The 15,243-nt window shown below is 41.2% G+C and carries 19 protein-coding genes; 3 read left to right on the top strand and 16 right to left on the bottom strand.

The window, feature by feature from the left end; all coding sequences use genetic code 11:
• Positions 1 to 43: 43 nt before the first annotated feature.
• A complete protein-coding gene (locus Len3610_RS16730) occupies positions 44 to 688 on the bottom strand; it encodes a KinB-signaling pathway activation protein (RefSeq protein WP_176448952.1) in 645 nt (214 codons plus the stop codon).
• 134 nt (positions 689 to 822) lie between these two features.
• Between Len3610_RS16730 and gerD the strand changes: the two genes are divergently transcribed.
• The gene (gene gerD / locus Len3610_RS16725) at positions 823 to 1,491 is read left to right on the top strand and encodes a spore germination lipoprotein GerD (protein ID WP_176448951.1); all 669 of its coding nucleotides are present in this window, start codon (positions 823 to 825) and stop codon (positions 1,489 to 1,491) included.
• Positions 1,492 to 1,614: 123 nt separating this feature from the next.
• Here the strand turns inward: gerD and Len3610_RS16720 are convergent, their stop codons facing one another.
• Together Len3610_RS16720 and cwlD are read right to left on the bottom strand one after the other, a co-directional pair.
• A complete protein-coding gene (locus Len3610_RS16720) occupies positions 1,615 to 2,673 on the bottom strand; it encodes an Mrp/NBP35 family ATP-binding protein (RefSeq protein WP_176448950.1) in 1,059 nt (352 codons plus the stop codon).
• A gap of 126 nt (positions 2,674 to 2,799) precedes the next feature.
• Positions 2,800 to 3,519, bottom strand: a complete 720-nt coding sequence (gene cwlD, locus Len3610_RS16715) for an N-acetylmuramoyl-L-alanine amidase CwlD (RefSeq protein ID WP_176448949.1) — start codon at positions 3,517 to 3,519, stop codon at positions 2,800 to 2,802.
• Between the two features lie 267 nt (positions 3,520 to 3,786).
• Between cwlD and Len3610_RS16710 the strand changes: the two genes are divergently transcribed.
• Positions 3,787 to 4,200 carry a DUF948 domain-containing protein gene (locus tag Len3610_RS16710; protein ID WP_176448948.1) on the top strand — a complete coding sequence of 138 codons (414 nt, stop codon included), beginning with the start codon at positions 3,787 to 3,789 and terminating at the stop codon, positions 4,198 to 4,200.
• Positions 4,201 to 4,229: 29 nt separating this feature from the next.
• On the opposite strand, the gene Len3610_RS16705 is transcribed toward Len3610_RS16710, so the two are convergent.
• The 7 genes from Len3610_RS16705 to Len3610_RS16675 form a co-directional block, all read right to left on the bottom strand.
• Complete coding sequence (locus Len3610_RS16705; protein WP_176448947.1) at positions 4,230 to 4,574, bottom strand: DUF948 domain-containing protein; 345 nt, start codon at positions 4,572 to 4,574, stop codon at positions 4,230 to 4,232.
• Positions 4,575 to 4,628: 54 nt separating this feature from the next.
• The gene (locus Len3610_RS16700; protein ID WP_176448946.1) at positions 4,629 to 5,030 is read right to left on the bottom strand and encodes a DUF948 domain-containing protein; all 402 of its coding nucleotides are present in this window, start codon (positions 5,028 to 5,030) and stop codon (positions 4,629 to 4,631) included.
• A gap of 79 nt (positions 5,031 to 5,109) precedes the next feature.
• On the bottom strand, positions 5,110 to 6,480 hold the full coding sequence (locus Len3610_RS16695) for an efflux RND transporter periplasmic adaptor subunit (protein WP_176448945.1): 1,371 nt from the start codon (positions 6,478 to 6,480) through the stop codon (positions 5,110 to 5,112).
• The gene (locus tag Len3610_RS16690; RefSeq protein WP_176448944.1) at positions 6,477 to 7,151 is read right to left on the bottom strand and encodes a hypothetical protein; all 675 of its coding nucleotides are present in this window, start codon (positions 7,149 to 7,151) and stop codon (positions 6,477 to 6,479) included. The genes Len3610_RS16695 and Len3610_RS16690 overlap by 4 nt, the downstream gene beginning before the upstream one ends.
• A 119-nt stretch (positions 7,152 to 7,270) precedes the next feature.
• A complete protein-coding gene (eis, locus tag Len3610_RS16685; RefSeq protein ID WP_176448943.1) occupies positions 7,271 to 8,443 on the bottom strand; it encodes a GNAT family N-acetyltransferase in 1,173 nt (390 codons plus the stop codon).
• A gap of 865 nt (positions 8,444 to 9,308) precedes the next feature.
• Positions 9,309 to 9,734: a YugN family protein gene (locus tag Len3610_RS16680; RefSeq protein ID WP_176448942.1), complete on the bottom strand. Its 426-nt coding sequence runs from the start codon at positions 9,732 to 9,734 to the stop codon at positions 9,309 to 9,311.
• A gap of 122 nt (positions 9,735 to 9,856) precedes the next feature.
• Positions 9,857 to 10,279 (bottom strand): pyridoxamine 5'-phosphate oxidase family protein, encoded by a 423-nt coding sequence (locus tag Len3610_RS16675; protein ID WP_176448941.1) that lies wholly within the window; start codon positions 10,277 to 10,279, stop codon positions 9,857 to 9,859.
• Between the two features lie 819 nt (positions 10,280 to 11,098).
• Here Len3610_RS16675 and Len3610_RS16670 point away from each other — a divergent pair.
• Positions 11,099 to 11,368 carry an AEC family transporter gene (locus Len3610_RS16670; RefSeq protein WP_176448940.1) on the top strand — a complete coding sequence of 90 codons (270 nt, stop codon included), beginning with the start codon at positions 11,099 to 11,101 and terminating at the stop codon, positions 11,366 to 11,368.
• Between the two features lie 188 nt (positions 11,369 to 11,556).
• On the opposite strand, the gene Len3610_RS21935 is transcribed toward Len3610_RS16670, so the two are convergent.
• The 6 genes from Len3610_RS21935 to Len3610_RS16645 form a co-directional block, all read right to left on the bottom strand.
• Complete coding sequence (locus Len3610_RS21935) at positions 11,557 to 11,766, bottom strand: ATP-binding cassette domain-containing protein (RefSeq protein WP_369693598.1); 210 nt, start codon at positions 11,764 to 11,766, stop codon at positions 11,557 to 11,559.
• A 68-nt stretch (positions 11,767 to 11,834) separates the two neighbouring features.
• On the bottom strand, positions 11,835 to 12,080 hold the full coding sequence (locus Len3610_RS21930) for a hypothetical protein (RefSeq protein ID WP_369693597.1): 246 nt from the start codon (positions 12,078 to 12,080) through the stop codon (positions 11,835 to 11,837).
• Positions 12,081 to 12,132: 52 nt separating this feature from the next.
• The gene (locus tag Len3610_RS16660; RefSeq protein WP_176448939.1) at positions 12,133 to 13,200 is read right to left on the bottom strand and encodes an ABC transporter permease; all 1,068 of its coding nucleotides are present in this window, start codon (positions 13,198 to 13,200) and stop codon (positions 12,133 to 12,135) included.
• A 156-nt stretch (positions 13,201 to 13,356) separates the two neighbouring features.
• Complete coding sequence (locus tag Len3610_RS16655) at positions 13,357 to 14,019, bottom strand: hypothetical protein (protein WP_176448938.1); 663 nt, start codon at positions 14,017 to 14,019, stop codon at positions 13,357 to 13,359.
• A gap of 156 nt (positions 14,020 to 14,175) precedes the next feature.
• A complete protein-coding gene (locus Len3610_RS16650) occupies positions 14,176 to 14,763 on the bottom strand; it encodes a TetR/AcrR family transcriptional regulator (protein WP_176448937.1) in 588 nt (195 codons plus the stop codon).
• Positions 14,764 to 14,935: 172 nt separating this feature from the next.
• Entirely contained in the window at positions 14,936 to 15,229 is a 294-nt protein-coding gene (locus tag Len3610_RS16645) for a DUF378 domain-containing protein (protein ID WP_176448936.1), read from the bottom strand.
• Between the last annotated feature and the right edge of the window lie 14 nt (positions 15,230 to 15,243).

The raw sequence follows: 15,243 nt of genomic DNA, 5'->3' as shown, positions 1-15,243 counted from the left end.
CCGGCAAAAACCCCAATGTGCTCCATACACATTGGGGCAATCCTTATGCTTTCTTTGTTCCTGACTTGGCAGATGCATTCTTATTATGATTGCCGTCAGAATTGCCACTTCCTGTCAGCCTGTGCAATATGAGCACTTGATACGTATTGCATGCAAGCAGTGGTATGATCATGAGCCAGGCATAATCGGTTCCCTCTGTACGCAGTCCCGGCACCCATTCAATTGATGTGATAACGACCATCAGAAACAATGTCGGAATAAATGCCCGCCGGTTTGTCTCACGTACTTTAATTTTTGCAACAATCCAGCCATATCCGAGAATCGCTGCCGCCATTAAAATGAACCACCATATGGCGATACCATCAGTCCCGGTGTATGGAAAATAAACTAAATCAAACACGACAAATGCAATCAGCAGCACTTGAACCGTTGGCCAAAATGACCGAAACAAGCTAAGGCCAAACCGGTTAATGAACAAATAAGCAAAAAACCCGGTTTGACTAATGACACTGAATACAAGGCCCAAACCAACAAAAAAGAGAACGACTCCTAACAGTTGAAAACCATCAAATGGATTCAGGTAATTTGTATAAAACGCAGGCTTCACGAAAAAACTGGTCACTAACCCTGCGATTCCGCCAATCAATAATGTTTTAACAAACAGATTTACCCACTTACGACTGTTCAATTCATTTTCCTCCTAGAGTATGTTAAGATTCCTCTTCATATTTTAGCACGAACAGACGCGTTTTTCCTCTTAAAAATACATATTTTATCGCTGTTTCACACATATTAATCATGACAGGAAGGAGGATCTGAACCATGCTTCGGATGACTTTTATTTCCCTTTTCCTAATAACAGCTTTATTCATCTCCGGCTGTAATGGCGGTCAAGGTGCCTCAGGGGATGAAGCGAATTATGATACAACGAAAAAAATGGTAGTTGACATATTGCAAACAGAAGATGGAAAAAAAGCACTTCAGGAAATCATGTCTGATCAACAAATGAAAGAACAGCTTGTTATGGATTCGGATGCTGTCAAACAATCGGTCGAACAAACACTTACGTCAGATAAAGGAAAAGACATGTGGAAACAATTATTTGAAGATCCTTCGTTCGTTAAAACATTTTCAGAGTCAATGGCTGAAGAGCAAAAAAAGATGATGAAGGATTTGATGAGTGATTCTGAATTTCAACAACAGATGATTGATTTGTTGAAAGACCCTCAGGTAACTGAAGAGATGGTAAGTGTTATGAAAAGCCAGGAATTCAATAAACACCTGGAAGAAACAATTCAACAAACACTTGAAACACCACTCTTCCAGGAAAAAATGAGCGAAATACTTCTGCAAGCCGCTGAAGAACAAAACCAACAACAGGGTCAACAGTCACAAGATGGCGGCGGATCCGGCGGTGGTGGATCCGGCGGTGGTGGATCTGGCGGCTCCGGCGGGGGTGGCGGATCCGGTGGTGGCGGTGGTGGCCCGTAATCCCATGACAGTGAACACTGACTGCAACCGTCACCTTTATCGCAACCATCTACAGCGCATATTATTTCGACGTTATAAAAAGAGGTGACCCATTGCCACCTCTTTTTTTATGATATGCCGCTTTTAACCTTCAACTTTAGCAACAATTTTCGACGCCATTTTATGGTATTCTTTCCCGAGCGGATGGTCTTCCTGATAAACGGAAGGTGCGAATTCATCTTCATCTTCGTATGGCTGTTGCAAAGGCAGGTGCCCCAGTATTTTTGTTTGCAGTGCTTCAGCAAGCTTATCGCCGCCGCCTTTACCAAAGACATACTCTTTTTCCCCGGTTTTTTTGCTTTCATAATAAGCCATGTTTTCAATGACACCAAGGATTTCGTGTTCTGTCTTGATTGCCATCTGACCGGCACGTGCTGCGACAAATGCTGCTGATGGATGAGGTGTCGACACAATCACTTCTTTTGCCGACGGAATCAGTTCATGGACATCCATGGCAATATCGCCTGTTCCCGGTGGAAGGTCAAGCAGCAAGTAGTCAAGTTCGCCCCATTCCACTTCTTTGAAAAAGCTGTTCAGCATTTTTCCGAGCATTGGACCTCTCCAGATGATCGGGGAATTATCCTCAACGAAGAAGCCCATCGAAATGACTTGTACACCAAAACGTTCGACCGGAATGATTTTTTCGCCGCGTACTTGGGGTCTGTTCTCAATTCCCATCATGTCCGGTACACTGAAACCATATATATCCGCATCAATGATTCCGACTTTTTTGCCCAAACGCATCAGCGACATCGCCAGATTAACGGTTACCGTTGATTTGCCGACACCGCCTTTTCCGCTGGCAATCGCAATAAAGTTAGGCTGTTTGCTCACACCAAGCAGTGATTTTTCCTGTTCGGCTTCTGCTGCCGGCTGATACTTTTGAATGACCTCGTCAGCCAATTGTTCAAAACGGATGCCGACAGTCGATGCACCATTTTTCTTTAAAATGCCGACAATTTCCTGCTGCAAGTCCATTTGTTCTGCCGTATTCGTTTTGGAAATCCCAATTTTGACACTGACATGTTTCTTCTCTTCTTTAATCGAAACATTTTTGATACCGTCTATTTCTTCCAGTGTTTTATGTAAAAACGGATCTTTAACAGATTTAAGCAGTTCTGTTACTTCTTCTTTTGATAACACGGTTGGTCACCATCCTTTTCTAACGTCTATATCCAACGTAACATTGTGGTAATTGGCTATACAACGCTAGTATAACACAAATCATGAAAATTCTAAGTGATATGAATCATGGATGGACCACCGTTTTTATTCCTCTTCTTCCGGTTCCTCTGTTATATACCGGAGAATCCCCTCATAAATGCTGCCAGCCATTTTCCGCTGGTAGGAATCCTCTTTCAGCTGCTCTCGTTCATGTTCATTTGATAAAAATCCGATTTCAACAAGTGAACCCGGTACTTCCGCATGTTTCAGCAAATAGACATTATTGAGGGCAAGTGATCCCCGGTTGGTGTTATCCAAATTACGAATGATTTCTGCCTGGATCATCTCTGCCAGATGTTTACTTTTTTCTTCTTTTGGATGGTAAAACGTCTGTGCGCCATGCCATTGTTCAGATGACAATGCATTTAAATGGAGTGTGATAAAGAAATCAGCCTCCTGATCATGGATGAACTGCAGCCGTCTACGAATATCCTCAGCTTTTCGCCGTGACAAGCCTTGGGTATCCTCCTCTGCCAGATCCTTATCTTCTTCCCGGGTCAAGTAAACAAGCGCCCCTGACTGCTGCAGGAAATCACGCATTTTTTTGGCAACCTCCAGTGCAATGTCCTTCTCAAGCGTCTCGTCCTTTCCGACAGCTCCTCCGTCGACACCTCCATGCCCAGGATCAATGACGATCGTTTTACCTGATAACGGCAATGACCATGATTCCCAGGTCGTGTCTGTTTTTTGAATCGGATATTGAATCAGAAATGCCAAAACAACGAACCCTACTGCCCACAAGAGTATCTTCCCAAACCGTTCCATTCCCCTTCGCCCCTTATCATAGTGCTTTTTCTATTGTATGGGACGAGTTTATCGTTTATGATAAGATAAAGTGAAACTTCAATCAGCGGGATGCTCCTGAGCCGCTGATTGTTAGTTGAACAGAATCGGGCATTTACCGGCAGCCAGACGCCGTGTTTTGGCGGGTTACTGCCAGTTATATGCGGGATAAAAAAGGGAATATTAAGGTAAACGTCATTCATTGAAGCATTAAGGTGGATTAACCGTAAACTGAAAGGAGAATGATAAATGGATTGGGCAGGACTTGGCATCATCATCATAGGTATTGCGTTGCTTGGACTGGCTTTCCTGCTGGTCAAACCGCTCAAAAAGTTAACGGAAGTACTTTCAGGTCTGCAAAACACAACAAACGCACTTCCAACTCAAGTAGCAGATGTGATGGCTGGTACAAAAAACACACTTAATGCCGCAAATGGCACCATCCAGCAGATGAACGAGCAAATTGATAAACTTAAGCCCGTTTTTCAGCTCATCCGTAACACTGTAATGGCCTTGCAAAACCTTTTCAACGTGATGGCATCCATTAATGACGACATGAAAGCCAAAACCAATAACCCTATGATGAGGCGCTACAATCTTGAAGGAATCTACGGTGTTATGGCATTAGGCTATGTCATATTTCAGCGGCAAAAAGCGAAATAACATAAGTAAATCCCCTGCAATCAGGGGATTTACTTATGTTCTTCATTCTTTTCCGCTTTCTTATTCATATTCACACTGAATTTGGCTAAAGGGGTCGTCATTTTTCTGGACATTTCACCGACATCATTCACCATATAAAACAACGGACTTAATGTACGAAGCTTATCGTTCACTTCCGAAATCGTAACATTTGTCTGATTGAGCATCTGGGTTGTTTCCCTGAAAATATCATCCAATTGCGCCGGCATTTGTTCAACCGTTTTTTCAATACCGCGGAGAACGTTTGCCAGATTATTTAACGTCCAGGCCAAATAAACGGCCATTACCAGGAACGCTACCCCGATCAATATAACGCCTATTCCCGTTAAACTCATATATATCCCTCATTTCCTGTAATTCTGGTACCAACTCTTTACTTTGTGCCTCTTTTACTTCACCCTTTTAAAAAGCTTGTACGCTACGTCAAACCATTTGATCGTTTCCGTCAGCCGGCTTCGATATTTGGGTGATGTAAATGATGACGCACTTTCTGATTGTCTGTCCAAAAACCGGCTACCCTCATTAATGGAAGTCCCTAAATTTTCTAGTGTCATAATCAGACTGTCCGCAGCAGCCATCTTATCCTGCAGATCATCGATTGTTTTACCCGTCTCATCCATTGTTTTTCGCAATTCAGGCGTGATCTGCTGCATTTTTTGCTCTACTTCGCCTAACGTTTCACTGAGGCTTTCCATCGTGTTTGCTGCACGCTTCAATACGAGGGAAGCATAGACAACTACAAGAGCAAACGCTAAAGCGCACATGAGAACTCCTATGTAGACAAGATCCAATTAATATGCCCCTCCTTTTTTAAACTCTCACTTCAAATTTTAAACAATCGCAGGAAATATATAGTATTATTTTCCCTATTTACCGTGATAATAATCCTATTACAAAATATCTCTTCCAGTTCACATTATCATATTTCCCCGGATCTTGCCATTCTATATCACTCAGCTTCAATGGCGTTATAAATCTGGCCCCGTCACGAAACTGATTTTGGTACGAATCGGCGACCATTTCACCTGTGTTCGCTCCGTCGGTTATCTCAGCCAGGCCATCCATCTTGAGACCTGCTTCAACAGGCTGTTTATCAAGTAATCCTGTGCTCGTCATTTTCCATAAATGACCACCAGTAAGCTGATCATCACTCACCACAGTTGCCCCCGCGGCTTCTTTGGTTGTTATCGTCACGTCTGCATGATAACCAGGCAATAAATCTTCCATTACTGATTGTTCTGCCTCTGTTGATTCAACGGATTCTTCGGCTTGTGGTGATTCCTCTATTTCGGGCAAATCTTCTGTCTGGCCCGCTCCTTCTGCCGGTTCCTCTGACGCATCATCGCCGGGCATTTCGCCCGATTCGTCAGCTTCTCCCGCTTCATTTTCCAAGCTTGCCGCAAACGGATAGACGCTTGAACCATGGACACTGGTTGCTTCAGGCGTATCACTAATCTCGCTTAATGCCCCCTGTAAAATAGCATCACTCTCCGTGATATCCACCTCAACAGGCATACCCTGTTCAACTTCCATCCGCTCCGCCTCGCTTAATTCACCCTCTGCTTGCAGCTGCAAATCCCGAATCGTCACAACAGGGTTGTCCAATGATTCCGAAACAGCGATAACTTCCCCGTCATACGGACTCTCAACGGTAATGGTTTCACCGGTTGTTTGCAGATCCGATATCCGACTCTGGATCGATTGCAGCTCGGCTTCCTTTTGCGCAAGTTCCCGTTCTTTTTCAGCCAAATATTGTTCTTTCATATAATTGGCCTCAACCGATCGGCTCGTCATCTCCAGTGTGCTGTTCTCATCTTCAAACACTGTGTCCATATCCGTGTCCGGAATCTGATGAGCTGAAATCGATGCAAGTGCCGCTTCAATCGCCTGAATTTCACCGGTCAATTTCTGCTGTTCACTTTCGAGGTCAGTCATTGTCTCCGCATAGTGATCAACTCGATACGTAAACAACTGATCACCAGTGTTCACGGTCGTCCCCTCTTCAACGACAAATTCCTGAAAAGTCCCTTGATCCTGATCAAAATAGACATTCTTTTCCTCAACCGCTGACAAAACGCCTGTTGTTTCGATCGTTTCATACATATCTTTTTCAGCCGTTTTCGACCAGTTTTCAATATAGGACACCCGAGGAACGTTTGCGTCATCGTCCAAATAAACAAGGAAAATATTGATACCCATAAACAAAACCACAACCGTCAGAATAAGCTTTCTGCGACTCATCCAAACCACCCGCTTATCAAATGACTATCCAGAAAGGCCAGTGCAGCTGCGCCAGCCCAGTAAAGAATATGTATGCCAATGACAATCACCCAGATCCAGCGTTTCCTGATTGGTGACATATAACTTAGAAATTTCACCTGAAACCAGATGATCCACAGCTGAAACAGTGAAATGGCACCGAAAAAGAAAATCACCCAAGATTCATCCGTGAAAAAAGATGCTATAATACCAAACGACCACGGTGATGCGAACCAGTCCAGCCCCGCATAGACAGCAAGTGGTATCCATAAAAGCCGCTCGACTAGCATGACAAGCAGAACAATTTGCTGCATGATCACCAATTTTTTGTAAGGAATATCCGTAAAGGCATAAAAAAACAATGATGGGATAAATAAAACCAATAAGGCAAATACGACAGCAAACGTCATCCGTCCCAACACAAACCAGACTTTGCCCGCCTCATATTGTAACGCTGTCAAAGCTGCAGCTTCACCGGAAAGAATACCGGACCCGATGCCGAGAACGGCCATCCAGGCATACACACCTGCACTGCCAAGAATCAGCAATACGCAAATCTTCCACAAATTTTTTAAGGCTTCAGCTTTTTTAATCCGAAATAAATGATCATCGATGGGAAAGAAGAATTTTGCCAGATTAACACGATAGAGCATGGACGACATTCCTTTAGTAAATAATGGTTATTGCTGTATGCTCTATTTTAACGCAATATATGAAAATGTCACACTAATTTTAATGTTTTTTGTCATAATCAGACCTATTTCCCAGATATTTAAAAGAAATCTGGGAAATAGGTCTGCCGTCGTGGAATGATTTGTTCCAGCCGCTCGATCTGTTCGGGTTTTCCATGGATAAGGCCTGCATGATACATTTCAGTCGGCCGTTTGTAACCCATCATGATTGAAGTAAGTTGCTGCACCCCACAGTAAATACCTGCCGCTTGTCCGACATTCGACTGCAAATGCGTCACATTCGTGTCAGATCCGATTTGTGACAGTTGATAAACACCGTTATTTTCCGGCAGAAATGCATCGTCAACATGCAATATTACTGATTCAACGGTTCCATTATGAAACGGGTATTCCTTTAAAAACGTAAAAACGTCGACAATCCGTGCCATGAAATATGGGTTGATTTTCTGCTCAAACCGTGGTTCACCGACAATCAGTGAAAGATTGTCATTTTCCGGGACAACCATATCGACTGTTTCCGCCATTGAATCATGATTGGCGATGAATTGCAGCAGCAGTTTTTGTGCATTGAGGGAAGTATATACCAGTTCCTGAACGGACAGTTTACCTTCTTTCACTTTGTATAGGAGGTATCCTTCTGCCTTTCCGTCACTATTATAAGCAGCCGCCTTATGCCAATCCCCTTTCAAAACACGCTGTTTCCACCACTTTTCATCTCGTGCCAGCATCCCATTAAACTTTTTGGCATATGCGGTATAAACTGCCTGTAAAACTTCGATATCATCTTCAATACGGCGAACGTAGCCGTAAGCTTCCCATTGCCGCTTTAATTGAGCGATTGGAGTGGTATATGCTTTTTCGGAAAACGTATGCTCCCAGCCATATTTCCGGTAAAAGGCAAACGAAAATGGATGGAGAAAGGAGAGAGTCTGCCCATGCTGCCGCATATATTGCAATGAGTGATGGAGTAATTGTTTCACCGCTCCCTGCCTGCGAAACTCCGGCCATGTGGCGACAGAACTGACTCCGCCCATTTCAAAAACTTTCCCATTGATATAGCATGCGAGTGGAATCAGATGCAATTTAGCTGCCAGTTGATCGTCTTCCATCCAACCCCAAATAATATGCCGCTCAGCTTCTTCCTTTTTCTTGTTCAAATCAGCTTCTGTCAGACTATATTGAAACGCAAATTGTGAGAGTTCAAAAATGCCATCAACGTCTGTTGCCAAGGATAATCGTTTAATCTCCGCCAATATGTATGCCTCCTTGTCCTGTGTATTTCCACTATGTATTATAATAAAACTGATGAAAGTAAAAGGAAATGAATAGACTAGTGCAGGGAAAACTATTCCCAACTGACAACGTGGTTTTAAACAAAAGGTCACTTTATTCTTTTAAGATGGTAATTTCGTTTATCAACTCTTAAATTCCTTCGTTTGATTTCATTGAAATACTTGGATTACTGCATCATCTGCTTTATGCCTAACGGTTTTTCGTATCAAATAATTATTAATAATCATTTGATACGAAAAACAAGGGTGTCTCATTATTGTTGTTTCTCACCTTTCCTTATTTTTTAAGTGATTTACTTAAATATAGCGGTGTTTATAGCTGAAATAACCGTGCCTATAGAGGAAAGTATAAGTATGTCTTGTTAAAGAAAAACGGACGCAATTTTATTCATTAATTGCACCCGTTCGTATTATGGAAAATACTGTATTAGCTTGCAGGACATCTTGAATTCTAAACAGATTGATTAACCCACATTCATTATGATTACTTTGATATGTCTTTTACATTCCCTTAATTTCTACCCTTTTGTATTATTTTGAAACCTAAAAATACAGACTTGTCTTTGCCCATTTTCGTGTTTTTATTGAAATTTTGTGAGGTGTGAGGTTTATGTAAGGTTTCAAAACCTCACATAAAATTTGCAGCCTTTTTATTACCAAACGATACATCCTTATTGGCTTTAAAAGTTATGTCTCTTTCCCATAATAAAGAATATAATAGCAACATCGTTTTTAAAAAAACAATCATTATTGTAATGAATTATTGAGGAAGTCGTAGCTTATAGATTCGTCTTCCTCAGCCAGCCCTTCTTGGTGTACAGTGTCATCATGATATTTTCAAAACGTCAATCGAATTGATAACCTTATCTACTTCCCTTTCACCGGCTTCTTCCCAACGGCTTTTATCAGTTATGTTCCCATCCTTATCAAGAGGTGTTTGGAACTGATTGAAGCCTGTTGTTGTCAGCAATGAATTTCCATCCCAATCCAAACCTGTGTTTACGACATGCTTGATGACAAACGGTTTCCGGAATTCCAAACGGGCCTTAGCACTGTCAAGTTCTCCTTCAATGACGTCAAATGGAATTCTGATATAGATCGTCTCGCCACCTTCCCGGCACAGGACCATATCGAACATCCCACGGTCATATTCCCAGTTCCCGCAAAGTGTATATCCATTGGACCGGAACATTCTGTACACATCACCAAAATAGGCTTTCTTCCCTTCAATTTCCGTTTCCAGTTTTAACATGCACCTTCACTCCTCGATTAAGATATCATCATTAGATTTAACCAAATGATGGCGCAATATACCTCAAAATCTATATTGGAACACCCATTTGGTTACCAGCCCAAATACTTGTCCGCCCCATGCTAAAACTCTATCGTTTTTGGTTCAGCACCCTTTTTGTTCATAATCCTTATCGTAACGGGTGTAATCTCCAGCACAATATAGTTTGAATCTTCCGGCCCATTAAACCAGTGCTCCATGTATGAGTTCCACAATTCAGTTTTTAGTTCAACGCTGCTGTTTATAGCGGCTTTTCCTTCATACTCCACATATTCATCACCAAACCCTTCCCCTTCATAGCCTAATAAAATATGAGTGTGCGGATTGGCTTCTATTTCTTCTGATTTATGCGTTTCGATGCTTGTTGCTGTATAAAGCTTTAAACCTTTTCGGATAAAGGTCATATATCGTGAATGTGGTTTATTCTGTTTAACAGTCGCCATCGTACCAACAGCGTTGTCATCTATAATTTTTTCAACAGTCGATTTTATTTCCTGCTGGCTCAATTGATGCACCCCTTCCATTCAATCGCGCGTAATATTGATTAAGTATTCATCCGTATTATGAACCTGTAAAAGAAATTAATACAAAAATTTTGGCAGCCAGATCCAAACGAGATTCATACGTCGCATAAACCATGAAGGTATTGTTTCATATAGTACAGCAGGAGTGATCATTATGGATTCAGCATGGGCGTTTCTGCAAGAGATGATTCATCTTTATATCATTGCAGTTATTGGATTTATGGTAAGGAAAAGAGGCATTTTAAATCAGAACTCTGAACATGTATTGACACAGCTCATTTTATATATTATCACACTTTCCTGCCCTTATTTTATTTTCATTGGATATCCCTTTTCATATTCCTTAATAAGGAATTTCTTGCTGTGGCTATGTCTGCTTATCCTGTTGTATCCATTTCTCGCTGGATGGATGCGGAGGCGTTCAAACTTCCATAGCCGGAAAGTTGTTTATGAGGACTGATTATCTTTGGCAATCAAGGCTATATTGGCTCGCAGTCATCTTTGCTGTTTTTGGAGAGGGTATTGTATATTTAACCATGTTTAATGTGATTTATTTCATTCTCATATGGACATATGGTATTTACTTATTCACAAAAGACAAATCTCAGATAGACTGGAGGAAAATATTTTTAAACCCTGGTGTTTTTTCCAATTGATTGGCATGCTGGTATTGTTTCTTCCTGCCAGCTGGCCGGGTTTATTGACAGATACATTTGAGCGTCGGAAAGATGACTGTTCCGCTTTCATGATTTTTAATCGGCAGTTTAATCGCAATATAGCTACAAAGACTTTGCTTTTCTGTTGAAAAACATTTATATATGGAAAGCAGTAATGCTCAAGCTTCTCATCATTCCGTTGCTGCTAACTCCTTTTGCAGCTTTTTCTGTTCCATTCTCTTTCCTCATGATAGCCGTTCTCACAGCAGGCATGCCTTCCGCTCCAACAATGTCACTTTATGCGCAGAAATTTGGAGCTGACACGCAATTTGCCTCTTTAGGTGTCATGGTTTCCAGTTTATTAGGTGTTTTGACAATCCCATTGTTATATGTGGTTTTACAACTGATTCATTAATCATTAAAAATGACAAGCTAAAAATTGTCGTTAACAAAGCAAAACCGCCCCCTGTAACGTTAAGGCGAGCGGTTTATTATGTCTTATACAGCTGTACATGAAAATCTTTATTAGATATTCTGCTGCAAGCGGATTTCACCGTCAGTGATGGCATACTTTGTCACAATATCAGCAACGTGTATCATGTGTCACCACAATCGTTGTTTTTTTTTTTTGTTTAATCTTTTAAGCATCTTCATGACTTCAAATGCCCGATCAGTATCCAGTGATGCAGTCGGTTCATCTGCCAGGAGGAAACTGGGGTCGCTGTACAACCCTTTCGCAATGGCGACACGCTGCTGTTCACCTCCGGAAAGCTCAGAAGGATACTTATCGCTTAATTGCTCGATATCCAGCAACTGGTATAAATTCTGCAATTCGTTTTTGGAAAGATTATTTGTTTCACTTTATCAGCAGTTTCATTTGCTCATCCACTGTCAGAAATGGACCAGATTGGGATGCCTGAGATATCAATCTCATGCAAACGAATGTTTGATCGTTTCTTTTCCTTCATCTGTGTTATATTATGTTTATTTATCACTTCCCATGATTCGGCGTTTGAAGACCTCCGGCAATCGTCAGGATGTACTCTACCGGATCCTGATGGCCCAACCACAACAATTAACTCACCAGGTTCCGCTGTGAAATTTGTCTGTTTCAGAGCTTCCACCATTGTATGCCCTGTTCCAACGCTTTATTGACTTCATGCATTTCAGTGCCGGCATTTAGCTCCTATCGCTTTTTAATGGATCTATTTTGACTATCGTCCTGACTGAAATTAATGCGCCTAATACAGACACAGCAATCAATACCAGCCCGTACAGCAGCATCATCAAATAATCAAATGCAACTGGAACGGCAGCGGGAAGAAAGAAGCCGGTCAAAATCGTCAGCAGAAAGCCAATTACAACACCTGCAAAAGCCAATTGGAATGTTTGGGCAATAACTGAATTTGCCAAATACCTGCTGGAGATTCCCTGTGCTTTCATAACCCCGAACATGCTTATTTTTTGAATTGTTAGCACGTAAAGGAAAATCGCCAGGATGACTGCCGAAATAATAAACAGGAAATAAATCATAAAGGTCAGCGTAAGGTTCTGGGCTGTATAGCCAGGGAGATTTTCGATAAACGCAGATGTCTCAACTACCTGTAATTCGTCTTCAACCGAAACATCTGATAAATTGTCGCCGCGAATAACAAAACCGTTCACGTGCCCTCCATTCTCTTCTGACATTTCTCCGAAGCGGACTTGCTGTAATGTCCCGAGGTCTGTATATAAAACAGGGGCAGTATTGAACCGGGCATTGTCTGTGAAGCCTGTAATCGTTAAGGCGGTATCCGAAGATGATATCTCAAGTTCATCCCCCATCTCAAACCCTTCTTCCTGCAAGGTGTCATCAGCAATAACTTCCCCTTGTTCCGTAAATGTTTCCCCTTCAGTTACCTCAGGCATAATAAATTCATCATCCTTGATTCCAAAGATAGACACATTGGACTGACGTTCTCCAACGCTGGCAATTGCATTTAATTGGCCTAATGCCGCATAAGCTTCAATCCCGTTACCATTGAAATCATCTATATTCATGTTGGAGCGGGGCAGGTTTATGTCAGATTCCTCTGTCAGGATGATGCCATCCGCATTCCATTTATCAACTGCTTCCCGATTTAATTGTTCCAAGCCATTCGCCAAGCCGGATAAGAAAAACACAAGATACGAGACAAGGACCAGTATCCCTGTTATCAGTGTATAGCGCAGTTTATTATATTTTATTTCCTTCCATGCCAAAAACATTGCTTTCCTCCTAATTACAAAGCCTTCATAAATTCATTTAATTACATGAATCCTATTCCAGAATTTATTATTAACCCCATTCATTCACTTATCAATCGATAGGCTTTATGCATAACACACTGTTAACATGGTACAATACACAATTACAGCTTATTACTATTTTCTATCAAGCCGCTCCTGATACGTCTTAGTTGCGACTAATGAGATCGTTAATAAAAGTTCAAAACCGTTTGTTATTGCCGAACTATTTACAGGAATAGGAATAGCACTTCCCAACGTCATGATAATGGCTCCTATAAACATCCACGCCCATCCATCAAATTTCCACAACAGTACACCGGAAATAACAAGCACCAATGTTACCAGCAGAATCATAAGTGGTGGTCCAGAGGCGGCCTCTATTTGAATATAATGCAAAACACCATGTTCCCATTCAGGTTTTATGTTCAACCCTCTAATTTCTGTGAGCAATTCAAGAACGATTAATATACTTGTAAAGAGTATAGCACCATAAAGGGAGAACTTATTGTTTAGCCCTTTTACCCCGGCAGATCTCAGAACACCAAGTGAAAATAGAACCAGTGTTGGTGTGAAAAATGCATGAATCCAGTAACGCAACAGATTAAGGTTTTCTAAAACCCCTCCTTCTCCTGCAAACCTGCCAACTGCGATTACTGTATTATCATAAATTAAACCAACGATAACGAAGTAAATAAACAAACGCAAAGACCAGAATTGTGTTTTCGGGGTAATTCTTATACTCCAAAAAAACAAAGCAAGATAGGCGGCTGAATAAAAGAAATAAAGAAATGTATCCAAAGCACCCTCTCCTTTGTATAAGCCAGAAAAAACGACTTGTTGTAAGTAACAGTTTATTTATATCATAAACCCAGGTAACTTATCAATTGATAAGTTGTGTACACACGTGACGATTTCAGAGTTGTGATGTTATTATTACCAGTACATGAACCCTAATCAAGATTTAGTCGTCCCATGCAAAATCAAGTCTACAAGTAAGGTGTATTGTCCGGATAAAGATTCAGATTGATATTTCCATGCAGACATGGTTTGTCCCATTGTCAACAAACAAAAGCGTGCTGCTTCTTCAGGTGAAATTATGTCCCTTAATCCCCCATCCGCTTTCACCTCTTTAAATATTTCAATAAACGGCTCCAAGTATGTTTGTTTCCATAATAAATAGATATGACTGCGATTTTCCGCTTTGAATTCAACAAACGTATCATGAATCATCATCATCATACTTGCAGGGTGCTCTTTTGATAACACCTCCAACATGGCTTCTAAGCGCTTAGGAATCGTTTCTTCAGATATCGCTTCTATTTTAGACTGTATGTTCATGACAAAAGCTTCCAGCATCGCAATATACAGTGATTGTTTATCCGGATAATGATAATAAAGTGCAGGTTGGGTGATCTTGCATTTTGCAGCAATCTCCCTGGTCGTCACTGCTCGGTAGCCTTTTTCCATGAATAGCTTTTGAGCAATTTTTAAAATCCGATCTCTTGTCGATTCTAATTCCTCTTTCGTTCGTGGTTTTCTCATACAGTGTCCCCCCTTGTACAAACCTTTTCTTAGCGTATATTTTACATAATTTTTTATGGATTGGCATCTTTAACCGCAACTTAAAATAACATTAGATTTCCGTATTTGTTAAAAAATGAGACTGTTGCTAAAATGCAACAGTCTCATTTCATCTATATGCCGTATTGGAATATTATTCTTTGTCACGAAACGGCTCATTTTCTTCACTAAATTCGGTAGCGTAATCTAAATTCCTGGATCTCTTAGCCCCGTCATCAGCATGATCATCTTCATGCATTGGGTCAAATAGTAATGGCAAGCTGCATAAAGCACCGATTCCAACAAGTGTATACACGACTCTCGATAATGCGGCATCCTGTCCACCAAAAAGTGTTGCCACTAAATCCCATTGAAACAATCCAATTAATCCCCAATTAAGCGCACCGATGATGACTAATACCAAGGCGATAAGTTGAATGGTTCTCATTTTACACCCCCTAA

Origin of the sequence: Lentibacillus sp. CBA3610 (genome assembly GCF_013373365.1) — a bacterium.
Taxonomy (GTDB): Bacteria; Bacillota; Bacilli; order Bacillales; family Amphibacillaceae; genus Lentibacillus.
Note: the sequence above shows the minus strand (reverse complement) of the source record. Positions and strands in the feature narration are given on the sequence as shown.